The sequence below is a fragment of the Streptomyces sp. NPDC001770 genome (assembly GCF_053596135.1).
In genome coordinates, this window is sequence record NZ_JBSFFN010000022.1 from 89432 (window position 1) to 111780 (window position 22349).

Annotated in this window: 18 protein-coding genes and 2 pseudogenes; 12 read left to right on the forward strand and 8 right to left on the reverse strand. The window is 71.7% G+C overall.

Features of this window, described 5'->3' with window-relative positions; translation table 11 throughout:
* Window positions 1-20 precede the first annotated feature (20 nt).
* On the forward strand, window positions 21-1055 hold the full coding sequence (locus ACWCSV_RS20585) for an ABC transporter ATP-binding protein (protein ID WP_451144253.1): 1035 nt from the start codon (window positions 21-23) through the stop codon (window positions 1053-1055).
* Between the two features lie 82 nt (window positions 1056-1137).
* Complete coding sequence (locus ACWCSV_RS20590; RefSeq protein ID WP_451144185.1) at window positions 1138-2943, forward strand: gamma-glutamyltransferase family protein; 1806 nt, start codon at window positions 1138-1140, stop codon at window positions 2941-2943.
* Window positions 2944-3074: 131 nt separating this feature from the next.
* On the opposite strand, the gene ACWCSV_RS20595 is transcribed toward ACWCSV_RS20590, so the two are convergent.
* Together ACWCSV_RS20595 and ACWCSV_RS20600 are read right to left on the reverse strand one after the other, a co-directional pair.
* The gene (locus tag ACWCSV_RS20595; protein WP_451144187.1) at window positions 3075-3302 is read right to left on the reverse strand and encodes a hypothetical protein; all 228 of its coding nucleotides are present in this window, start codon (window positions 3300-3302) and stop codon (window positions 3075-3077) included.
* A 42-nt stretch (window positions 3303-3344) separates the two neighbouring features.
* The gene (locus tag ACWCSV_RS20600; protein ID WP_451144189.1) at window positions 3345-3767 is read right to left on the reverse strand and encodes a MarR family winged helix-turn-helix transcriptional regulator; all 423 of its coding nucleotides are present in this window, start codon (window positions 3765-3767) and stop codon (window positions 3345-3347) included.
* 266 nt (window positions 3768-4033) lie between these two features.
* On the opposite strand from ACWCSV_RS20600, the gene eno reads away from it, so the two are divergent.
* Entirely contained in the window at window positions 4034-5311 is a 1278-nt protein-coding gene (eno, locus tag ACWCSV_RS20605; RefSeq protein ID WP_451144191.1) for a phosphopyruvate hydratase, read from the forward strand.
* 124 nt (window positions 5312-5435) lie between these two features.
* Here the strand turns inward: eno and ACWCSV_RS20610 are convergent, their stop codons facing one another.
* The gene (locus tag ACWCSV_RS20610) at window positions 5436-7058 is read right to left on the reverse strand and encodes an FAD-dependent monooxygenase (protein WP_451144193.1); all 1623 of its coding nucleotides are present in this window, start codon (window positions 7056-7058) and stop codon (window positions 5436-5438) included.
* A 374-nt stretch (window positions 7059-7432) separates the two neighbouring features.
* Here ACWCSV_RS20610 and ACWCSV_RS20615 point away from each other — a divergent pair, with 374 nt between their 5' ends.
* Together ACWCSV_RS20615 and ACWCSV_RS20620 are read left to right on the forward strand one after the other, a co-directional pair.
* On the forward strand, window positions 7433-7837 hold the full coding sequence (locus tag ACWCSV_RS20615; protein WP_451144195.1) for a Rieske (2Fe-2S) protein: 405 nt from the start codon (window positions 7433-7435) through the stop codon (window positions 7835-7837).
* A gap of 164 nt (window positions 7838-8001) precedes the next feature.
* A complete protein-coding gene (locus tag ACWCSV_RS20620) occupies window positions 8002-8472 on the forward strand; it encodes a pyridoxamine 5'-phosphate oxidase family protein (protein WP_451144197.1) in 471 nt (156 codons plus the stop codon).
* 36 nt (window positions 8473-8508) lie between these two features.
* Here the strand turns inward: ACWCSV_RS20620 and ACWCSV_RS20625 are convergent, their stop codons facing one another.
* A complete protein-coding gene (locus tag ACWCSV_RS20625; RefSeq protein ID WP_451144199.1) occupies window positions 8509-9840 on the reverse strand; it encodes an aminotransferase class I/II-fold pyridoxal phosphate-dependent enzyme in 1332 nt (443 codons plus the stop codon).
* A 35-nt stretch (window positions 9841-9875) separates the two neighbouring features.
* Between ACWCSV_RS20625 and ACWCSV_RS20630 the strand changes: the two genes are divergently transcribed.
* Entirely contained in the window at window positions 9876-10580 is a 705-nt protein-coding gene (locus ACWCSV_RS20630; protein ID WP_451144201.1) for a pyridoxamine 5'-phosphate oxidase family protein, read from the forward strand.
* Window positions 10581-10694: 114 nt separating this feature from the next.
* Here ACWCSV_RS20630 and ACWCSV_RS20635 read toward each other — a convergent pair whose 3' ends face one another.
* The 3 genes from ACWCSV_RS20635 to ACWCSV_RS20645 form a co-directional block, all read right to left on the reverse strand.
* Window positions 10695-11396 carry a Clp protease N-terminal domain-containing protein gene (locus ACWCSV_RS20635; RefSeq protein ID WP_451144203.1) on the reverse strand — a complete coding sequence of 234 codons (702 nt, stop codon included), beginning with the start codon at window positions 11394-11396 and terminating at the stop codon, window positions 10695-10697.
* 164 nt (window positions 11397-11560) lie between these two features.
* Complete coding sequence (locus ACWCSV_RS20640) at window positions 11561-12664, reverse strand: EamA family transporter (RefSeq protein ID WP_451144205.1); 1104 nt, start codon at window positions 12662-12664, stop codon at window positions 11561-11563.
* Window positions 12665-12866: 202 nt separating this feature from the next.
* Window positions 12867-13682: a class I SAM-dependent methyltransferase gene (locus ACWCSV_RS20645; protein ID WP_451144255.1), complete on the reverse strand. Its 816-nt coding sequence runs from the start codon at window positions 13680-13682 to the stop codon at window positions 12867-12869.
* A 570-nt stretch (window positions 13683-14252) separates the two neighbouring features.
* Between ACWCSV_RS20645 and ACWCSV_RS20650 the strand changes: the two genes are divergently transcribed.
* The 6 genes and pseudogenes from ACWCSV_RS20650 to ACWCSV_RS20675 all read left to right on the forward strand — a co-directional run bounded on the left by ACWCSV_RS20650 (window position 14253) and on the right by ACWCSV_RS20675 (window position 20339).
* Window positions 14253-14900: a PadR family transcriptional regulator gene (locus ACWCSV_RS20650; protein ID WP_451144207.1), complete on the forward strand. Its 648-nt coding sequence runs from the start codon at window positions 14253-14255 to the stop codon at window positions 14898-14900.
* A gap of 584 nt (window positions 14901-15484) precedes the next feature.
* On the forward strand, window positions 15485-16462 hold the full coding sequence (locus tag ACWCSV_RS20655; RefSeq protein ID WP_451144209.1) for a site-specific integrase: 978 nt from the start codon (window positions 15485-15487) through the stop codon (window positions 16460-16462).
* Window positions 16463-16591: 129 nt separating this feature from the next.
* A complete protein-coding gene (locus ACWCSV_RS20660; protein ID WP_451144211.1) occupies window positions 16592-17185 on the forward strand; it encodes an ArsR/SmtB family transcription factor in 594 nt (197 codons plus the stop codon).
* Window positions 17186-17219: 34 nt separating this feature from the next.
* Window positions 17220-18491 carry an MFS transporter gene (locus tag ACWCSV_RS20665; protein ID WP_451144213.1) on the forward strand — a complete coding sequence of 424 codons (1272 nt, stop codon included), beginning with the start codon at window positions 17220-17222 and terminating at the stop codon, window positions 18489-18491.
* 62 nt (window positions 18492-18553) lie between these two features.
* Window positions 18554-19315, forward strand: a complete 762-nt coding sequence (locus ACWCSV_RS20670) for a GNAT family N-acetyltransferase (RefSeq protein WP_451144215.1) — start codon at window positions 18554-18556, stop codon at window positions 19313-19315.
* 172 nt (window positions 19316-19487) lie between these two features.
* Window positions 19488-20339 (forward strand): annotated as a pseudogene (locus ACWCSV_RS20675) (IS5 family transposase).
* 89 nt (window positions 20340-20428) lie between these two features.
* Here ACWCSV_RS20675 and ACWCSV_RS20680 read toward each other — a convergent pair.
* Window positions 20429-22197, reverse strand: a pseudogene (locus ACWCSV_RS20680) (Tn3 family transposase); the annotation flags it as partial.
* Between the last annotated feature and the right edge of the window lie 152 nt (window positions 22198-22349).

Here is a 22349-nt window from a genome sequence, read left to right on the forward strand (position 1 = left end):
CCTCGGACCCACAGCAACCGGTGCTGGAAATAACCTCCCTGGAAAGGCACTTCGGCGCATCCGGCGGCGGCACCGTCCGGGCCGTGGACGGTGTCTCGATCACCATCGGGCACGGCGAGGTCGTCGGTCTCGTCGGCGAGTCCGGCAGCGGCAAGTCGACGGTCGGCCGCTGCGCGGTACGCCTCGACGAGCCGACCGGCGGCACGGTCGAGATCAACGGCACCGACGTGACCCACATGTCCCGCCGCGCCCTGCGCCCCCTGCGCAAGGATTTCCACCTGGTGTTCCAGGACCCGTCGTCCTCGTTGGACCCGCGCATGACGATCGGTCAGATCATCGGCGAGCCGCTGCGGTTGCACGGAATCGCGCGCGGCGAAGCGATACGCACCCGGGTCGAGCAGCTCCTCGCCCAGGTGGGGCTGCGCCCGGAGCACGCCGACCGGCACCCGCACGAGCTCTCCGGCGGTCAGCGCCAGCGCATCTCCATCGCCCGCGCGCTCTCCTGCGATCCCGACCTGGTGGTGGCGGACGAGCCGACCTCGGCGCTCGACGTGTCCGTGCAGGCCTCGGTGCTCAACCTGCTGGCCGACCTCCAGCGCGACCGCGGCTTCGGGTGCCTCTTCATCACGCACGACCTGGCGGCCGTGGAGTTCCTCGCGGACCGCATCGCCGTCATGTATCTGGGGAAGATCGTCGAACAGGCCCCGACGGCCGAGCTGTTCGCCTCGCCGAAGCACCCGTACACCCAGGCACTGCTGTCCGCGGCGCCCGTACCGGACCCGGTCGACCAGCGTTCGCGCAAGCGGATCGTGCTGAACGGCGAGCTCCCCAGCCCGCTCGACCCGCCGTCCGGCTGCCACTTCCACACCCGGTGCCCGCTGGCCACCGACCGGTGCCGCACGGAGGTGCCCGCACTGCGCGAGCTTCCCGGCGGCCGGCAAGTCTCCTGCCACCTGGTCGCGGACGACGGCACGGCCCCGGACGCGACCGCGGACGTACCAGCCCCGGACACAGCCGCGGACACGACCCCGGGAGCTGCCGCGGAGACCCCGTAGCCGTCCCCGTATCCTCCGCGCACCACCACTCGAACACCGCATCCGCACGCGCACCCGCACGCAGCAGCAAGGAGCCGCATCCATGTTCACCACCCGCCCGACCCTCCAGGGCACCTTCGGCATGGCGTCCTCCACCCACTGGCTCGCCTCGCAGTCCGCGATGGCGGTCCTGGAGAGCGGCGGCAACGCCTTCGACGGCGCCGTCGCCGCGGGCTTCGTCCTGCACGTGGTCGAACCCCACCTCAACGGTCCCGCAGGCGAGGTACCGATCATCCTGGCGCCGAAGGACGGCGACGTGCGGGTGCTGTGCGGTCAGGGGCCCGCCCCCGCCGGGGCGAGCGCCGCCCACTACCGCTCGCTGGGCCTGGAGCTGGTGCCCGGCACCGGCCCGCTGGCCGCCGCCGTCCCCGGTGCGTTCGACGCCTGGATGGTGCTGCTGCGCGACCACGGCACCCGGACCCTCGCCGAGGTGCTGCGGTACGCGATCGGGTACGCCGAGGACGGCCACGCGCCCGTCGAGCGCGTCGGCCAGACCGTCGAGACGGTCCGGGAACTCTTCGAGAACGAGTGGAAGTCCTCCGCCGAGGTCTACCTCGCCGACGGCACCTCCCCGCAGCCCGGCAAGCTGTTCCGCAACCCCGCGCTCGCCGCCACCTGGCGCCGGCTCGTCGACGAGGCCGAGAAGGCCGGCGGCGAGGACCGTGTCGCGCAGATCGAGGCCGCCCGGACCATCTGGCGCGAGGGCTTCATCGCGGAGGCGATGGTCCGGCAGGCCGCCCGGCCCACCATGGACACCACCGGCACCCGGCACACCGGCACGCTGACCGCCGCCGACCTGGCCGGCTGGTCCGCCACGTACGAGGCCCCCGCCACGTACGAATGGAACGGCTGGACCCTCGCCAAGGCCTCCGGCTGGAGCCAGGGCCCCGCCTTCCTCCAGCAGCTCGCCCTGCTCCCCGAGGAGTTGCCCGCTTACGGCTCCGCCGAGTACGTGCACCTGCTCATCGAGGGCTGCAAGCTCGCCATGGCCGACCGTGAGGCCTGGTACGGGGACGCCGCCGAGGTGCCCCTGGAAGCCCTCCTCTCTCCCGAGTACAACGCCGAGCGCCGTGCCCTGATCACCGACCGCGCCTCGCGGGAGCTGCGTCCGGGCAGCCCCGACGGCCGCACCCCCCTCCTCAGCACGCACGCCTCCGCGGTCGCCGCCGGCGAGCCGGGCTTCGACGCCATGGGCCTCGCCGCCGCGGGCGTCGGGGAGCCGACCGTCGCCAAGGACGGCGCCACCCGGGGCGACACCTGCCACGTCGACGTCGTCGACCGGTGGGGCAACATGATCTCGGCGACCCCCAGTGGCGGCTGGCTCCAGTCCAACCCCGTCATACCGGAGCTGGGCTTCCCGCTCGGAACCCGGCTGCAGATGGCCTGGCTGGACGAGGGCCTGCCGAACACCCTCACCCCCGGCCGCCGCCCCCGCACCACCCTCACTCCGTCCCTCGCCCTGCGCGACGGCGTCCCGGTGCTGGCCTTCGGTACCCCCGGCGGCGACCAGCAGGACCAGTGGCAGGTCCACTTCTTCCTGGCGGCCGTGCTGCGCGACCGGGTACGCGGCGGTCTCGACCTGCAGGGCGCGGTCGACGCCCACAACTGGCACAACGACAGCTTCCCGGGCTCGTTCTACCCGCGCGGCATGCGCCCCGGCAGCGTCACCGTCGAGGAGGGCATGGACCCGGAGGTCGTGGAGGAGCTGCGCCGCCGGGGCCACGAGGTCACGGTCGGCAACGCCTGGTCGGAGGGCCGGCTCTGCGCGGTCGCCCGCGATCCCGAGACGGGCGTCCTGTCCGCCGCCGCCAATCCGCGCGGCATGCAGGGATACGCGGTCGGCCGCTGATCGCGCACACCTGCGGCACACCGACCGACGGCCCGTCCGGGAACTCCCCGGCCGGGCCGTCGGCGTGTCCGGGGCTTCGGCGTGTCCGGGGCTTCGGAGGCATCCGGGGTGTCGGGGGCTGGGCTCACCGCTCAGCGAAGACCACGCCTCCCGCGTCCGGCTTCGGCCAGCTCCTCCATGAGCTTCTCCGGGTCCCCCCACTCCGTCTCGTCGAGGACGTCGTACTCCGGAATGCTCAACGGCAGTCCGCGACAGGCGAGTTCGGCGGTGAGTCGGGTGAACGCCATGCGCTCGTCGGGCTCGCCCCGGTAGCTCGCCCGCTCGGCGGCGACCCCTTCGGTCAGGTTACGGCCGGCCATGGTCCGCGGCGCGCCGCTCGGCCTTCCGTACGAGAACGCCCCTCAGTGTGACGCGAGGCGCTCCACCAGCCCGATTCCGCGCGCCAGCAACTCCCGCTCCTCCTGGGTCAGTTCGGCCTCAATGGCCCGCGCGAGCCAGTCGGCCCTGCGCTCCCGCTCCTCCTCCAGCAGGGCACGTCCCGCGTCCGAGAGATCGATCAGGCTCTTGCGGCCGTCGGTCGGGTGCGCGCGGCGAGTGATCAGCCCCTGCTCCATGAGCAGCCCGACGGCTCGCGCCATGGACTGCGGACGCACCCGCTGACCGGTCGCGAGCTCGCTGGTCGTCGTGGCGCCGTTGCGGTCCAGCTCGCCCAGCACGGCCACCTGGCCGAGCGGCATCTGATCTTCGAGCTTCACGCGCCTGGTGAGCTTCCCCATCGCTGTGCGCAGTTCGGCGGCGACGGCGGCGGATTCCGGTAGGGGCATACCGCATTTTATCGCAGGGCACGAAGGCCGATCCGCACAGCGCACCTGACCGACAGGCCCACTCGGCCCGCCCACGCGGCGCCACCCGCTCAAGCCTCCAGCGCATCCGCACAGCACAGCTGCACAGCAAAACTATTCAGCACAGCTGTTCAGCAGAACTGTTCAGCAAAACTGCACAGCATTGCTGTAGAGTCTTGCTCGCCGGGTTCAGCGCCACCGTCGTCGCAGCGGGGCCCGGCGTGGACCAACGGGAAGGACTCCATCCCATGACCGCCATCACCTCCGTCACCGGCCGGCGCGTACTCGACAGCAGGGGCAACCCCACCGTCGAGGTGGACGTACTCCTGGCAGACGGCTCCCTCGGCCGGGCCGCGGTGCCCTCCGGCGCCTCCACCGGGGCCCGCGAGGCTGTCGAACTCCGCGACGGCGACCCGGCCCGCTGGCACGGCAAGGGCGTCGACCGTGCGGTGCACCACGTCAACACGGAACTCGCCGCAGCCGTCATCGGCCGCGACGCCGAGGACCAGGCCGGCCTCGACGCCGCCCTCGTCGCCACGGACGGCACCGCCGCCAAGGCCCGGCTCGGGGCGAACGCCATCCTCGGCCTCTCCCTGGCGAACGCCAAGGCCGCGGCGGCCGCCCACCGCCTGCCGCTGTACCGGTACCTCGGCGGGTCCGACGCCCGGCTGCTGCCCGTACCGATGATGAACATCGTCAACGGGGGCGCACACGCGGACAATCCCCTGGACTTCCAGGAGTTCATGATCGTGCCGGTCGGCGCCGCCACGTTCGCCGAGGCCGTCCGGATGGGCTCGGAGGTTTTCCACACCCTCCGCCGCGACCTGCTCGCCGCCGGGCACTCCACGGGCGTCGGCGACGAGGGCGGTTTCGCACCGTCCCTGCGTACGGCCGAGGAGGCTCTGGACTTCGTGGCGGCCGCCGTCGAGCGCACCGGGTACCGCGCGGGTACGGACATCGCCCTGGCCATGGACCCGGCGTCGTCGGAGTTCTTCCGCGACGGCGTCTACGACTGCACCGGGGAAGGGGTACGGCGCACACCGGCCGAACACGCCGACTACCTGGCCGGGTTGATCGACGCCTACCCCATCGTGTCGATCGAGGACCCGATGGCCGAGGACGACCTGGAGGGCTGGCGTGACCTCACCGCGCGGGTCGGGGCGCGCTGCCAGCTCACGGGGGACGACGTTTTCTGCACCAACGAGACCTTGCTGCGCGAGGGCATCGCCTCCGGCGTCGCCAACTCGGTTCTGGTGAAGGTCAATCAGGTCGGCACCCTGACGGAGACGCTTGCCACGGTCAATACCGCGCACCATGCGGGCTACACCGTCGTCATGTCGCACCGGTCGGGCGAGACGGAGGACACCACGATCGCCGACCTGGCGGTGGCCACGGGCTGCGGGCAGATCAAGACGGGGTCGCTGTCGCGCTCCGACCGCACCGCCAAGTACAACCAACTCATCCGCATCGAAGAGGAGTTGGGCGACAACGCACGGTACGCGGGCGCGGAGGCGCTCCGCCGCTGAATGCCGTCCCGGCCGGGTTCACCTGCTTGCCGGTCAGAGCGACCCACTCCTGTCGGAGCGCCCCACCCCTGCCGGCTCATCCATCAGTCGTCGCAGCCCCAGGGGCACGCGGGCCGCCCCGGCCTCACGTGCGCAGCACCCGGGAGAGGTAGGCGGACAACTCCGGTACGGCGTCCGGACCGAGGCGCAGCGCGAGGTACCCGTCCGGGCGGACGAGGAAGCCGGTGGGCCCTTCGGCGCGGTAGACGCGGCGGAACTCCGACCGGCTGTCGTTCCATACGGGGACCCGGGTGTTCCCGTCCGCCCGCCCGCCGGAGCCGAGTACCGCGACGATGGGCGCCCGGCGGTGCGTGCGCCGGGCGACCTCGGCGACGGCTCCGCCGAGCCGGTCCAGCGCCTCGGCGTCGGGCCCGTACAGCACCAGGGTGTGGTCCGGTCCGCGCCGCAACAGGTCGAACAGCCGCACCGGGTACGCCGCGAGAGGGCCGACGAGCCCTCCGCAGTCCGGTGCGCGGTCGCCGGAATCGGGGGCGTCGCTCACCCCCGAGAGCGCTCCGGTGAGTGGGCCGTCCCGGTAGCCGACGAGGAGCTGGGCCTCGCGCATCATGACGTGGGCCGGGTCGTCGGAACCGGCCTGCACGCCCCCGCCGGTGGCGTGCCGTACGGTGCGTCCGACGACCTCCTCCCCCACCGGTCTGCGCTCGGCGTCGTAACTCTCCAGCAGCGCGGGCGCGGTGAGGCCCGCCGTCGCCAGGGCCAGTTTCCAGGCGAGGTTGACCGCGTCCTGGATGCCGGTGTTCATGCCCTGGGCGCCGGTCGGCGGGTGGATGTGCGCGGCGTCGCCGGCGACGAACACCCGGCCCTCGCCGTAGCGGTCCACGATGCGGTGGCTGATGCGGAACACGGACGACCAGCGCATCTCCGAGACGGCGGCGGGTTCGGGCGCGAGCCGGTCCACGACCGCCTGGATGTGGGCCAGTCCGGGGTGCGGGCCCTCCTGCGCTCCGTGGGCGACGCGGCCCGGCGGCCCGGCCGCCGTGGAGAGTTCGGGCGGAACCAGCATCGACATCCGGTAGCGCGAGCGGCCCGGCAGCGGGATGCAGACGAGCAGGTCGTCGGGGATGCCGTCGTCGCCGAGGTGCGTCGAGCGGACGCTGTACCCCGGGGGCAGACTCCAGTCGGTCTCCACGTCCGCCAGCATGTACTCCTCGGCGAGCGCACCGCCCTCGAAGGTGAGCCCGAGCCCTTTGCGGACCGCGCTGTGGGCCCCGTCGCACCCGACGAGGTAGCGGGACCTGATGTCCCGGGTCGTGCCGGAAGCGGTCAGGACGGTGCTCCACACACCGCCGCCGTCCTGGACGAAGGTGACCAGTTCGGTGCCGCGTTCGACGTGGGTGCCGTGCCGTTCCAGGTGTTCGGTGAGGATCCGCTCGGTCTCGTACTGGGGCAGTGAGGCAAACGTGTACGGCACGTCCGGTGGCAGTTCCAGGTCGATGCGGCCCCGCTCCTCGCCGTTGACGTAGGCGAGCTGGCCGCGCATGGGGACGGCGGCGTCCAGGGCGTCGTCGATCACTCCCGCGCGGTCCCACAGCTCGAAGGTCCGTGGCTGGATTCCCACCGCCTTCGCGTGGGGAATCGGGGCCTGCAGCTTGTCGATCACCCGGCATGCCACGCCCCGGCGGCGCAGCTCCAGAGCGGCGGTCAGCCCGACCGGTCCCGCGCCCACGATCAGTACATCGGTGCGCATCACGGCCTCTCCCGTCCCACGAAGGCCCCCGGGGTCCGTTCCATCGTCGCCCCGGCATCGCACCCGGGCGACTCGTGGACCGTTGCGGCGCACCGGACCGGTTGCGGTTGTACGGGCGGGGGGCGCGGCGCCGTACGGGCGCGGGCGGGCCGGACCACGGCCGGACCTGTGAGTATCGGCCGCGCAGGAACGCGGGTCCGGGCCGGTACGTTCCCGTGGTCCAGCCCTGCAGTACGGCGAAGGGAACCCCCGGCATGAGCACGACGCAGGAACACGCATCGCAGGAGCGCGCGACGCAGGACCATGGACCACGCGAACACGCGGCTCCGGATCGCGGACCGCAGGGGCACGGGCTCCGGCCCGGGAGACGTGCCGTGGTGGTCGCGGTGGGCGCCGCCGGGGCCGTGGCGGCCCTCGGCGCGTGCGGCGCTTCCGGCACGTCGGACGGCTCCGGCGGCTCCGGCGGCTCCGGCGGCTCCGATGCGAAGAGCGGCACGGTCCTCGGCAGTACCGGTGACGTCCCCGAGGGCGGCGGCAAGGTGTTCGCGGAGCAGGGGGTCGTGGTGACCCAGCCGACGGCGGGGCAGTTCAAGGCCTTCTCCGCCACCTGCACCCACCAGGGCTGCGCGGTGAGCGGGGTGACCGACGGCGCGATCACCTGCCCGTGCCACCGGTCCACCTTCGATCCGGCGACGGGCGAGCCGACGGGTGGCCCGGCGACCGTCGCCCTGCCCTCGAAGCGGATCACGGTCGCGGACGGATCGATCACGCTGGCCTGAGAGGAGCCCGTAGGGCCGGGAAGGCCCGGGAAAGCAGGGAGGAGCCCGGAGGAACCGGGATCTCCTGAGAAGGTCCGGTCCCCGGCATTGCGCGACGGTGCCGGGGACCCGATGATCCTGGGATCGGACGATCCCGCTGGGACGACGGAAGGTGAGGGTGCACCATGGCCGCCGCTCAACGACGAGGCCGCCGGATCATGATGACCGACGAGGAGCGCGACGCCTATCTGAGCGCGCAGCGCACCTGCCGGGTGGCCACCGTCGGTGCGAATGGCCAACCCCACGTCGGGGCACTGTGGTTCGTGTGGGACGGCACCTCGGTCTGGCTCCACTCACTGACCCGCAGCCTGCGCTGGGAGCACCTGCTCCGAAATCCCCGGGTGGCTGTGGTCGTCGACGACGGTGAGGAGTACGGGGAGTTGCGCGGCGTCGAGCTGCGGGGCGAGGCCGTCCTGGTGGGCGAGGCACCGCGCACGGGCGAGCCGTGCGCCGAACTCGCGCACGTGGAGCGCCTGTTCCCGGTGAAGTACTTCGGGATCGACACCATGCCGTACGACGGCCGGCACGCCTGGCTGCGGCTCACTCCGAAGACCGTCGTGTCCTGGGACTTCCGCAAGCTGGCGGGCCTCGGCTGACCGCCGCCGGACCGGGGGCCGGTCCCGCCGGGCCGCTCAGCCGTAGCTGATCGGCCGGGCGGGGGCGGCCGCCGCGGCGACCGCGTCGGCGAGCGGGCCGACATCGGCCAAGGTCAGCGGCGACACGGTGATGCGCACCCCCTGGGGGGCGTCCATCCGGAACCTCGCCCCGGGCGCCACCGCCCAGCCGGCGTGCAGCAGCCGGGTCACGGCGCCGGTCTCGTCGCTGACCGGCACCCAGATGTTCATCCCGCTGCGTCCGTATGCGACGACGCCCCGTTCCGCGAGCGCCGTGACGAGCGCCGAGCGGCGTTCCCCGTACGACCGCGCGACCGAAGGCGTGTCGACGGCGCCCGTGCTCCAGAGATGGACCACGACGCGCTGGAGCAGTCTGCTCACCCACCCGGGTCCCAGCCGCTGCCGCCCCGCCACCCGGTCCGTGGTGACCGGGTCGCCGGTGAGCGCCGCGACCCGCAGGTCCGGCCCGTAGGCCTTGGACACCGACCGGACGACCGCCCAGGTGCGGGTCGTTCCTGCGAGAGGGTGGAGTGGCACGTCGACGAAGGCGTGTCCGTGGTCGTCCTCCAGAAGCAGGACGTCGGGGTGGGCGGCGAGCAGGTCGCGCAGCTCCCGCGCCCGCCGCTCGCCGATCGCGGCGCCGGTCGGGTTCTGTGCGCGGGCGGTGACGACGAGGGCGCGGATGCCCGCGCGCAGGGCCCGCTCCACGGCGGCGGGTACGGGCCCGTCCTCGTCGACCTCGACCGGCACGGCGCGCAGTCCGATCGCGGGAACCAGGTCCAGCAGGCTTCCCCAGCCCGGGTCTTCGAGGCCGACCGCGTCCCCGGTCTTGAGGTGGGCCGCCAGTACCCGCTCGATCGCGTCCAGCGAGCCGGAGGTGACGACGATCCGGCCCTCGGGGACGCCGTCGGCGGTGAAGGCCGCGCGGGCGAGGGCGCCGAACTCGGGCAGCACCGGCAACTCGCCGTACATGCCGGGGTTTTCACCGTACGTCCGGACCGCCTCCGCGAAGGCGTCGGCCAGTTCGGGCAGCAGCGCGGGGTCCGGGTTCCCCTTGCCCACGTCCCGCACCCCCGGGGGCGCCTCGACGCGCAGCGAGCCGCGCGCGGTGGTGGCGGGGCGCGGGCGCACCCTGCTGCCCCGGCGGCCGTCCGTCTCGATGACCCCGCGTTCGCGCAGGGTGCGGTAGGCGGCGGCGATCGTATTGGGATTCACCTCCAGTCGCGCCGCCAACTCCCGCATGGGAGGCAGAAGTTGTCCGGGCGCGAGCTCACCCGAGCCCACCCCCTGCTCCACGCTCGCAGCGATATCCGCCGCACGCCCGCCCGTGATCATGTACTCTCCTAGCACAAACAGCATTATGCACTAGTGCAATGGAGGACGCAATGTCGGAGACCGTCGCGCCCGTCGGACCCCAGCCCGCCGAGGCCGGGGACCACTCCCCCTACGCGGCGACCGGGCGCACCATCCCCACCCGGTCCAAGGAGCGCGCCTCCTACGACCCCGAGGTCGTGCACCCGATACTCGACGGCTCGTACCTCTGCCACCTCGGCTTCGTCCGCGACGGCGCCCCGGTGGTGCTGCCGACGCTGTACGCCCGGGTCGGCCGGCGGCTGTACATCCACGGCTCGACCGGCTCCCGGCCGCTGCGGATGACGAACACCACGGACCCCGGTCTGCCGGTCTGCCTGACCGTCACCCAGGTCGACGGACTGGTCCTGGCGCGCTCCGCCTTCCACCACTCGATCAACTACCGCTCGGTGGTGGCGCACGGCATCGCCCACACCGTGACGGACCCCGACGAGCGGCGGATGGCGCTCGACGCGATCGTGGACCAGGTCGTCGCGGGCCGGTCCCAGGACTCGCGTCGGGCCGACGCCAAGGAGCTCGCCGCCACCGCGGTGATCCGGCTGGACCTGGAGGAGGTCTCCGCGAAGCTCCGCACCGGCGGACCCAACGACGCCCCCGAGGACCTCGCGCTGCCTTACTGGGCGGGCGTGGTGCCGGTCGCCCGGACGTACGGCGAGCCGATCCCGTCCGACGACCTCGACCCGTCGATCCCCCTCCCGCAGTACCTCGTGGCACACTGAGCCGCCCGCAGGGCCGTACGCGCGGAGCGAAACCCGGATCCGACCCCCGGAGCGGCTCCGCGCGTACACCCCGCCGCGAGCGACAACGGCACGGGCGGCAGCGCCCGTTCGCCCCTACTCCTCGCGCGCGGCGGACCGCTGGGCGATCTCGGCCTTCACCGTCTCGTACAGCTCTTCCGGCGTGAAGCCCAGGTCGTGCAGGATCCGTGCGGCCGGGCTCCCCTCGACGCGGATCAGGCCCAGCAGCGTGTGTTCCGTACCGACCCAGTCGTTGCCGAGGTCGGCCGACGCGCGGATCGCCTGCTCGATGGCCTCCTTGCCCTCCTGCTGGAAGGCGATGTGCCCCCGCTGCGTCTTCTGCCCGACCGGCTGGATCACCGCGTCGATCGCGGCGCGGACCCGCTGCTCCGACCCGGCTTTCGCCGTCAGCACCTCGTACGCGAGGCCCCGCGGCTCACCGAGCAGCCCGAGCAGGATGTGCTCCGTACCGATGAACTCGTGCTTGTGCGTACGGGCGGCCTCCTGCGCCAGCACGATGCTGTGCCGGTTCAGATTGGTGTACCGCTCGAACGGGTTGGGGGTGTGGCGCTGCTGGGCGGCCTGCTTGGTCACCCCGATGGCGGTACCGATCTCGGTCCACGACGCGCCGCCCTGCTTGGCCTTGCCCACGTAGTGGTCGATGAGCTGCTCACCGAGGTCGGACAAGGTCTGCGCACGGAGGTGCGCCTCGCTGATGCGGGCCAGAGGGTCGACGTCGGGGAGTTCCTGGTCGAGACGGGCGATCAGGTCGGCGAGGCTGATGTTGAGTGGCGTCATTCGTCAAGCGTAGATTGACGCCCCTGGGTCGTCAATCCGCAATTGACGCTCATTCGGGTACGTCGAGGCGAGCCGCGCGACGAGAGCGCGGCCGGTGACGGTGAGCAGCCCGACGGCCGCCGGACGACAGGCGCGGCCGGCGACGGTGAACGGCCCGGCGACCGTCAGGCGGACGCCGCCCCGCCGCCGGTACGCATGCGGCCGTCCCCCTCCTCCGCCGCGCCCCCCACCCCGGGACCGACCGGGCCCGACACCACCGGCCCCGAAGGGGCTCCCGGGGCCTTCGGAGCTTCCGGGGCTTCCGGGGCTTCCGGGGCTTCCGGGGCTTCCGGGGCTTCCGGGGCGGAGGACTGCGCGATGTAGGCACCGGCCAGTACGACGAGTCCGCCGACCAGCTGGGGTCCGGACAGGTGCTCGCCGAGCAGCACCCACGCGAGCACGGTCGCCACCACCGCTTCCAGGCACGCGACGACTCCGGCGACCTGCGGGGAGAGCAGCCGTACCGAGACCACGCCGGTCAGGTAGGCGAACACGGTCGCCAGCAGAACGATCCAGGCCAGCAGGAGAAAGCCCGGAACCCCGTGGCCGTTCATCCGGGTGGTGGAGCCGAGTACCGACCAGTCCATCCCCCAGGGGCGGGCGACCAGCGTGAGCAGTACCGCACCGACCAGCAGACCGTACGCGATGACCCCCACCGGATGCGGCGGCTCGCGACGCGCCCCGCCGCCTTCCTGCCCGGCGACGGGCGCACCCGGGTCCGACAGGACGAAGTAGCCGACCTGACAGCAGGCCGCCCCGAGGGCGAGCAGCAGGCCGAGGGGGTCGAAGCGCAGCCCGGACCAGACCTCGACGACGCAGGCGAGCCCGGCCGCCGCGAGCAGCACCCCGAGGGCGGCGGCACGGGTGACCGGCCGGCGCCGGACGAACCGGACCCAGCCCAGCACGAGGGCGGGCGCGAGGTACTCGACGAGCAGTGCCACGCCCACCGGGATACGGGAGAGGGCGGCGAAGTAGCAGGCCTGGACACCCGCGACGGCGAACAGCCCGAAGCCGGCCAGCAGCGCGGGCCTTTCCCGCAGCAGGTTCCGGTGCCGCCAGGCGGTGGGGGACAACACGAGCGCCGCGCCCGCCACCCTGAGCCACACCACGTGCAGCGGGTCGAGGCCCGCCTCGATGAGCGGCTTCGCCGCCACCCCCGAGCCACCGAACGCGAACGCCGAGGCCAGGGCGAGTCCCAGACCGGCACTTCTCCCCCGAGACGCCTGCATCGGCACATCATGTCAGGTGCGACCGGCCCGGTCACCCCTGTCGCGCCTTCTCCCGCGCGCCCCACCGAGCGTCCGTCGCCGCCGGAGCGGCCACGGACGACGGGAGCGGGCCGCGGACGTGCGCGGCGGGCCACGGGCGCTGTCCTGCGCCAGTGAGCCCTGACCGATTGCCACCGAAGTCCGACCCGCCCGGAGGCGGCGCCTACCGGCGGACCGCCGAGATCAGTCCTCCGCTGCGCTCCTCGCGCTGCGGAGGGGTGCCGATCGGGCGGCCGTAGGCGGCAGCGCGCTCGCGCAGGGTGTAGCTGTCGGCCTCCCAGCCGTGGCCGGCCAGCCAGCCCACCGGGTCGTCGGGCATCTCCGAGACCCACATGGACGCCGCCGATCCCGGCACGGCGTCCGCCCCGAAGCGCTCGATCACGCCGCGCGAGCCCAAGGTCAGCCCCATCCGGCTGCCTGCCGCCGACTGCGCGCCGATCCGGGCCAGCAGCAGCTCCACCGCGTCCTCGGGCAGATAGATCAGCAGCCCTTCGGCGATCCACGCGGTCGGCACCGCCGGGTCGTACCCTGCGGCAGCCAGCGCGGCCGGCCAGTCCTCACGCAGATCCACCGCGACGGTGGTCCGCTCGCAGCGTGCGACGGCATGCTCCTGGCGCAGCACCGAGGCCTTGAATGCCAGTGGCGCGGCAGTGTCGACCTCGAACAGCCGGGTGCCCTCCGGCCAGTCGATCCGGAAGGCGCGGCTGTCCATGCCGGCGCCGAGCAGCACGACCTGCCGGATCCCGGACGCGGAGGCCTGCCGCAACAGGTCGTCGAGGAACTTCGTCCTGATCACGATGGAGAGCGACACGGCCAGTCGGCGACGACGTGCGGCCTCGTCGTCGGACAGCCTCGGCGAGGAGGGCCACAGGCCGCCGGCGGTGGCGAAGACCTGTGCCAGTGGGTCGCGGAACAGCGCGTCCTCCCGCTCTGTCTCCAGCGCACGCACCCGGGCCACCCCCACCGCCGTGGCCCACACGCCCGACGGCCGCAACGGCTTCTGCTCATAAGTCACCGCGCCAGCCTAGGGCGCACCTTCGAACTGCCGTCGTTCGGCCGGAGACCGGGGCCCGGCGGCGTCCGGTGCGTGCGATTCCGCGGACCGGACATCGGCCATCCCGCCCCGCCCGTCGGCAAGGCGTACGAAGCAGTCGGGCGCACGGCGGCGCCGTACCGGACCGTCCTGCTCGAAACCGTCCTGCTCGAACCGCGTACCCCACCAGTGGCCCAACGGCCTGCGACAACGCTCACCGGACTGAAGAAGATCCAGCTCAAAGGCGGACCGTTCCGGATCTCCGTATGCCGGATCTCCGTATGCCGGATCTCCGTATGCCTGAGCCGGTTCCCCCCACCGCGCCTCCGACCACGACGGCCGGAGTTCAGCGGCAGGACCGCACCGGTGGTCGGACTTCAGCGGCAGCCGAACAGGATCCGCTGTCGCAGGACAGGCGCCGATCCCCGCACATCCTTGCCGAGCGATAGTTTCCGATATATCGTTGAGCCATCGGTACGAACGTACCGGTCATCCGGACAACGGAAGGAGCGCGTCATGCGTTCACATGGATTCGACAACGAGCGCGGCCGAGGCGGCCGCGGACAGGGCGGACCCGGACGGCCGGGCCGCGGAGACTTCGACGGCCGGCGTTCCGCCTTCGGTCCCTTCGGACCGCAGTTCGGCAGCGGCCCCTTCGGCGGAGGACCGTTCGGCGGGGGACCCTTCGGCGGCGGAGGCCGCGGACGGGGTGGCGGCCGGGGGCGGGCGCGGCGCGGCGACGTACGCGCCTCGATCCTGGCGCTGCTCAAGGACCGCCCGATGCACGGCTACGAAATGATCCAGGAGATCGGCGAGCGCAGCGGTGGGGCCTGGCGGCCCAGCCCCGGTTCGGTCTACCCGACGCTCCAGTTGCTGGAGGACGAAGGCCTGATCGTCAGCGCGAGCGAGGGCGGCAAGAAGCTGTTCACGCTCACCGAGGCCGGGAGCACCGAGGCCGAGTCCGGTCCCGACGCACCGTGGGAGGACGCCGGTCGCGGTGTCGACTGGGAGAGCGTGAACGAGATCCGGCAGGCCGGGTTCGGTCTCATGGAGGCGTTCGGCCAGGTCTGGAAGACCGGCTCCGCCGACCAGCGCCAGAAGGCGCTCGCCGTCATCAACGACGCCAAGAAGAAGCTCTACCTCATCCTGGCCGACGAGAACTGAGGCCGTGGGTACGGGAGCGGGCGGGAAAAGGGGTCTCGCGATGGGCTCACCTGGTGTGAGCAGTGGTCGCGGGGCCCTTTTCCGTCGTTCCGCCCGCATGGCCGGTCACGATCCGCCGCGGCGGCGCGAGGCCCCACGGGAAGACGTCGGCCGACCCCGGTACCGGTCTCCCGGGTCCGTGCCGGTCGCCAGGTCCGTGCCGATCCCCGGGGCCGCACCCCGGTAGTCGTCCGCGACAGTGACGCTCGCTCGCGCCAGGTTCCGCCCTCGTCGGCCCCCTGCTCGAACACTGGCCGGTGCCCCGTCCGGGCCCCGGGGGGCGAACAGTCGTCCGTTCACTTCCACCTGTACACCGAGGCACTTGGACGCCCACGTCCAGGGGGTTGAGGAACATCGGAACGAAAACCGGCGCTAAGCCTTGATTGGCCCTGGTGGGCGGCTGACGGAACGTCGGCGGCCGGACCCGTCTCAAGTCTTCCCGCAGATGACGCCCCATTATCTGCGGCATCGCTGATCACGACCTGCGGCGACATTCTCGGGGCCGTGCGTGAAGCGGCCCCGTTATCTATGGCAAGGGCGACGCTGTGCCCGCCGTCGTACGACTGCCCGTCGGGGAGGCGTTGACTGTCCGCGCAGCGGCCGACGTGTTCCCCGACTCGCTCGACAACGCGAACACGCTCCGGTCGTACGGAATTGGCGTCGGCAAGACCGCCGAACACCTCGGCGAGGCCCGCCGGCTCGCCACCGTCGCGGACGACGAGATCGGCGGCACCCTCGAACAGCTGTGGGGCACCGCGGCGATCAACACGTGGAACGCTCGGCGGGCGTCGGTGCTGTCATGGCTGGGCTGGTGCGCCGAGCGCGGGTACGACGACCCGGCTGTCCCGGCCTGGGTGAAGCGGATGCCCCCGCCGGACTCGGAGACCCCGGCCCGCTCGAAGATGGCCGTCGACCGGCTGATCGCCCGACGCGACGTCCATCTCCGGGAGAAGACGCTGTGGCGGATGCTCTACGAGACCGTCGCGCGCGCGGAGGAGATCCTCGGCGTCAACATCGAGGAGCTGGACCTCGCCGCCCGCAGGGCCCCGGTGAAGGCCAAGGGCGCGAAGCCGCGCACCCGACGCCGCGGCGCCCCGCACAAGGACTACGTCATGGAGCCCGTGTACTGGGACGCCGGCACCGCCCGCCTGTTGCCCCGACTGATCAAGGGCCGTATCCGCGGGCCGGTGTTCGTCACCCACCGTAAGCCGGGCCCCGGGAAGGTCGTCAGCCTGCGCGACGTGTGTCCGGAGACCTGGCTGGTCCGGCTGTCGTACGGGCAGGCCCGCACCCTCCTGGACGCGCACACGGCTGTCGGGGGTGTGGCGGGAACGGGCTGGGACCTGCACGAGTACCGGCACTCCGGCCTCACCCACCTCGGTGAGGCCGGCGCCGGCCTGCCGATGCTCATGACGAAGTCGCGGCACAAGAAACCGGAGAACGTGCGGCGTTACTTCCACCCCTCGGCTGAGGCGATCGCCGAGGTCACCAGTCTTCTCGCGCCCGGAGACAGCAGGCCCTGACCTCGTCAGCGCCAGTCGAGTCGAGCTGAGTTGGCTGTCTCCAGTCCCCTGCGCACAGAGCCGGCCGCTCGGCCAACCAACTCTGAAGCAGTTATTGCGAAGTTTTCACTTCATACCTACGGTAAGCGCATGCGACCGAAGCACGAGCCTGAGCAGATCACCGACCTGTCACGGTTGAGGGCGTTCATGAACCCACTGCGGATGCAGCTGTACCGGCTGCTGTACGCCGCGGGCACCGCGACCGCCTCTCAGCTCGCCGAGCATGTCGACGAAACGCCCTCGCTGGTCAGCTACCACTTGCGCAAGCTGGCTGAGCACGGCTTCGTGACCCAGGCGAGTGGCCAGGGCACCGACGGCCGCGAGCGCTGGTGGCAGGTGGCATCTGAAGAGGGCTGGGGCTTCCGTGACTCGGACTTCGCGGACACGCCCGAGGGAGCCGCCGCCGTCGGCGCGGTGACCCGAGGGATCTTCGACACCCGCGTCGCCCAGTACCGCACGTATCTCGACCAGAAGTCCGCCTGGGGGAAGGCGTGGACCGACGCATCCTTCAGCTCAGAGTGGCTGCTCGACCTCACCCCGGCCGAACTCGCCGAGATGAGCGACGAGCTTGAGGCGCTGGCCCGGCGCTGGCGGGAGCGCGGCAAGGCCGCCGAGGCGGCCGACGACACCGAGGACCGCGAGCACGTGTCTGTGCACCTCTACGGCTTTCCCTTCCGGCCCTGACTCAGCCGAATTCCCAACGTACTTGGAGCCCACCATGGCCACCCCAGAGACAGCCCTGCCCGAACACGCCACCTCACCGGCCCACCGCGACGGCAACGTGTTGCGCTGGCTCACCGCCTACACCGTCTCCCTCATTGGCGACAGCGTGTACTTCGTCGCCCTGGCCTGGTCCGCCCAGAAGGCCGCCGGTCCTACCGAAGTCGGCCTAGTCATGGCTGCCGGGGCAGTACCACGAGCGTTACTCATGCTCGGTGGGGGCGTGGTGGCCGACCGGTTCGACCCCCGCCGGGTGATTCTCGGCAGTGACACGCTGCGCTGCCTCCTCATCCTGGCGGTGGCCGCCGGTATCGCGCTGACGGCTCCGGCCTTGTGGATCCTGGTCACGGTGGCGCTCGTCTTCGGCGCCGTCGACGCACTGTTCGTACCCGCTGTCGGTGCTCTTCCGCCCCGGATCACCGCCCCCGACCAGTTGGCCCGGGTCACCGGCATGCGCTCGCTGTCCACGCGCCTCAGCCAGATCGCGGGCCCGCCGATCGGCGGCCTGGCCATGGGACTCGGTGGACCCGCAGCCGCCTTCACCGTCGCCGGACTGCTCATAGCCCTGTCCCTTCCGCTCCTGCTGACGATACGGATACGGCCCCTCGGGGCGCCCGACGCGGAACGGCCGGAGCCCGGCACCGCGCGGCAGGACCTGCTCGACGGCCTGCGCTACATCCGCCGCCACCGACTCATCGGCCCGCTCGTCGCCGCCGGCGCCGTCTGCGAACTGGGCCTCACCGGCACCCTCAACGTCGGCATGGTGCTCCTCAACGCCGAACGCGGCTGGGGCCCTTCCGGCTACGGCTGGATCGTCAGCAGCTTCAGCGCAGGGGCTGCGGCCAGCGCCGCGTTGCTCGCGATCGCCGGTTGGCTGCCGCGCGCCGGCCTGATGATGGCCGGGACGCTGCTCGTGGGCTGCGCGGGTGCGGCCACGATCGCTTTGGTGCCGACCCTGTGGCTCGCCTCGGTGCTGGCTGCGGTCATCGGACTGTGTGCGGGCGTCTTCGGCAGCCTGGACAACGCCCTCATACAGACTGCGGCGGACCCGGCTTATCTTGGCCGGGTCACCTCCGTGGTCATGCTCACCATGGTCGGTCTCGCCCCCCTAAGCTATCCGCTGGTCGGTGCCGCCATTGGAGCCTGGGGCGCCGCCCCGGTGTTCGTCGCCTGCGGCACCTTCGCCAGCCTGGGCGTGGGCATCGCCCTGGCCTCCGACGCGGTGCGGCACGCCGAACTGCCCCGGCAGCGGCCAGGCGTGACCGTCTAAGAGCGTCCGCCGGTAGGGAAAAGGTGTTGCCCCCGGCAGTGGGCGGGACGATCATGACGAAAATGTCGGATCTGCTTGAGCGCGTAACCGCCTTCCGCGCCGCCTTCGCCCGCCGCCAGGCCACTGAGACCGTCGAGCTGCCCGGAGCCTTCGCCATCCGCCACTCGGACTTCCCCCAATCCCAGGAGCACAACCAACTGATCGTCCACGCCTCGGGCGTCGACCCGGCCGCACTGCCCGAACTGGCTGCACACGGCCTCGGACCGCGCCAGCAGTACCGGATCACGGTGCTGGACGAGGCACTCGGGGAGCGGGCCACCCCGGTGCTGGCGGCGGCCGGCTACGATCGGGACACCGAGCTGGTACTGGCCCGGGAGACAGCTGGCTGCGCGCTGCCCGAACCTGTCGCGCACCCGGTCGAACTTGCCGAGCTGCGAGCGGCGGTGTTCCGCCAGCAGCTGGACTGGGGCCTGGACGAGGATCTCGCTCGACAGCTCACCGAGCGCCGTACCGCCCGCCTGCGCGGCGCCGAGAAGGTGTCTTTTCTGGCCGCCCGGGCCCCGGGCGGGGAGATCGCGGCCTGGGCCGACCTCTACCTAGACCGAACCGCCGGGCTGGCTCAGCTGGAGGACCTCGTCACCGCTGTGCTGCACCGTAAGCAGGGCCACGGAGACACCTTGCTCGCCACAGGGCTGGCGTTGGCCGCCTCTGCCGGGATCCCGCAGCTCTTCCTGGTCGCGGACGCGACCGACTGGCCGCGCGAGTGGTACTCCTGCCGCGGCTTCACCGAGCTCGGCCGCAGCTACTCCTTCCTCAACCGCTGAGGGCGGGGATGAACCGGTGTGTACTGCTGCCGAGCACCCTGAACCCGGGTTCGGCTGCAAACCAGCGGCAGCGCGCCAACGTCTCCAAGATGTATGCGAGTAGGCGATAGCAGGGCAGACACGGTTCGCCCGATTATGGAGCTCTCTATGCTTCATGATCACCGGGGGATCCGTGCCTGCTGTCCCATCACGCATTCTCGCCCCGATCCGCGACCAGTTCCTCGCGCTGCTGCCCGTGCACGAGGACCGGCACCCGCTGGGCTGTCACAACCCGAGGATCAGCGATGCGCTCGTCTTCGACCGCCTGGTACAGGTCCTGGTCTTCGGCTGCGGATACGAACGTGCCGCCGACGCGCACTGCTCGGCTACCACCTTGCGCCGACGCCGCGACGAGTGGATCGCCGCTGGCGTGATGGAGACCTTGCGGCTGATCGCGCTCTCCGCCTACGACCGCATGATCGGCCTCGAACTCGACCGCCTGAGCGCCGATGGCTGCATCACCAAGGCGCCCTCTGGTGGCTAGTGCGCCGGCAGGAGCCCGGTCGACCGAGCCAAACTCGGCATGAAACGCTCGCAGTTGACCGACGGTAGCGGTATTCCGCTGGTCACCGAGCCCACACCAGCAAACGCCCGCGACCACACCCTGCTGCCCGCTACCCTCGACCGCTTCACCGCCCTGGAGCCGACCCTCGGGCCGCTACCCAAACACCCGCACCTTGCCCTGGATGCCGGATACGACTACCAGATGGTCCACGACGACCTGGCCGCCCGCGGGATCGATGCGCGCATCGCCGCGCGCGGCGCGAAGACCCCGATCCAGACCGGCGGCCGTTGGGTGGTAGAGCGCACGAACTCCTGGATGAACAACTTCGGCAAACTCCGACGCTGCACCGAACGTCGGAGAGCGGCCATCGAGTTCTTCCTCGCCCTGGCCGCCGCCATCATCACCGTTCGCTGCCTGATCCGACGCTCCTGGCTCCTCTACCGCTGGCACACCCGACCCCGAAACCCACGCATCCGATGACCTACTGGCGGAGGCTCTAAGCAACCCAACCGCAGCCCCGCCGACCAGCCCGCAGCTGGGGCTGGTCGGCGTCTCCCGATGATTGGCGGTCACTCGCCGTCTACGGCATCCGGATCGCGCAGTGGCCGCAAGCCTCCGGGCAGGTCGGGGAGCTGGAAGGAGTAGCGGCCGAGCATGTTGATGTGGTGCCGCACGAATGGTGAGAGGCGGGCCACGTCCTCGTCGCGGACATCGAAGCCGTCCACCCGCAGCTGGTTCACCGCGGCGTCCATATACCCGGTGTTGAAGAGGACGACGGCGTAGAGGACGAGGCCGAGGGCGCCGATCTGGTCCTCCATGCCGTCTTGGTAGCGCTGGTAGAGCTGCCCTGAGCGGCCGTGGAAGATCTTCCGGGCGAGTGCGTGGCGGCCCTCCTGGAGGTTGGCCTGGGCCTTGATCTGCCGGCGGTAGCCGGGCTCGTCGGCCAGGCGCAGGATGTGCAGGGACTTGGCGATCCGCCCGTAGTGCGCAATCGCGTCCCCCAGCGGGGTCGACCCCCCGCCTCGGGACAGCACGCGGATGACGTCGTAGGCGCGCACGGCGCCGGTGTGGATGGAGCCGATGATCCGCAGGATGTCCTCCCACTGCCGCTCGATCCGGGCGAGGTCCACCCGACCACGGGCGGCGTCAGTGAATGCGCCGTAGTCGGCGGTGCGGTCGATGCGCCACATCTTCTGGTCGGGCAGGTCCGCCAGTTGCGGCGCGTACGCGAACCCCAGCGAGCGTGAGCAGCCCGAACACGATGTCGCTGTGCGAAGCGGTGTCGGTGACGATCATCTCCGGGCGCTTGCCACCGTCGCGGTCGTAGAGGACATCGAGCACGTACAGGGAGTCTCGCGGGGTGTCGGCCACCACCTTCCCTCCGAGCCCCGCTGCCTGGTCGTTGATCATGTTCAGCCACGTCGCGCAGCCCAGGCGCCCGAAATGGCGGGTTTTGGGACGGGCGTACACGGGCGGAGCGGGGACGACGAACCGCATCCCGTCGACCGAAGCGACCAGCCCGCCGCCCCACGGCTGCGCGAGAGGGATCACGGCTTGGTGGTCAATGAGCGTGGCGTTCGCGGCCCGGTAGGTGGCCAGCTGCAGATAGGTCTGGTCGACGTGGGACAGCGTGCCGTACTTCAGCGCGTCGGCGGAGCCGATGACCGGGGTATGGCCGGCGTTGCAGCTGTGCGCGACCAGCAGCGCGGCGATCGTGACGTGCAGTTCCTTGAGCCGGGCCTCGCCGCCGGTGATGGAGGTGAACGCCTGGTCGGCGCCGGTCCACGAGAACACCTCCGGCAGCACCTCCGGCAGGTCGACGCGGGGCATCATCGCCTCCACCGCCTTCCGCAGGTCCAGGAGGGAAGCGGGTTCGGGCTCCGGCTCCAGCGCGGCGAAGTGCAGACGGCCGTCGTCGTCGAACACGATCTGGGAGTTCGCCGGCATCCGCCCCGCGACCTCCTGGTATGTGCCGTGAAGCAGCGCGGCCCGCGCCGCCAGGTCCTCACCCGGCTCACCAGGCAGGTTCAGGGAGGCCAGCACTGTCGGGCGGACCTGCTCCCATACCTCTCCGTCCAGCAGCTTCGCCCGCGGGTCGGGAGTTCTTCGCGAACACCTCCCGCCGGCGCAGCATCCGGTGGAAGGACTCCAGCACGCAGAAAATGTACGCCTTCCAGTCCATCGTGCCCGGCTCCAAGTGCGGCGCAGTCAGCACGAGGCGCCGCCACGAGCCCACCAGCAGGGACGTGTCGATCTCGTCGGGGCCCACCTTCTTGCGCCCCATCGGGTCGGGCAGGGTCTCCAGGGCCTTGAGGACCGGCAGGCCCTCCGGGGTGGCGACCGGGGCCACCCCCTTCACCGTCCCCGGTCTCCTGGTGCTCCACGTCCGCGACGGACTGATCACGCGCGTCCGCGACTACATGGACAGCTCAGGAGTCACCGCCGCCCGAGGCTGAAGGGCCAAAGCCGTGCGGCAGAAGTCGACTTGCG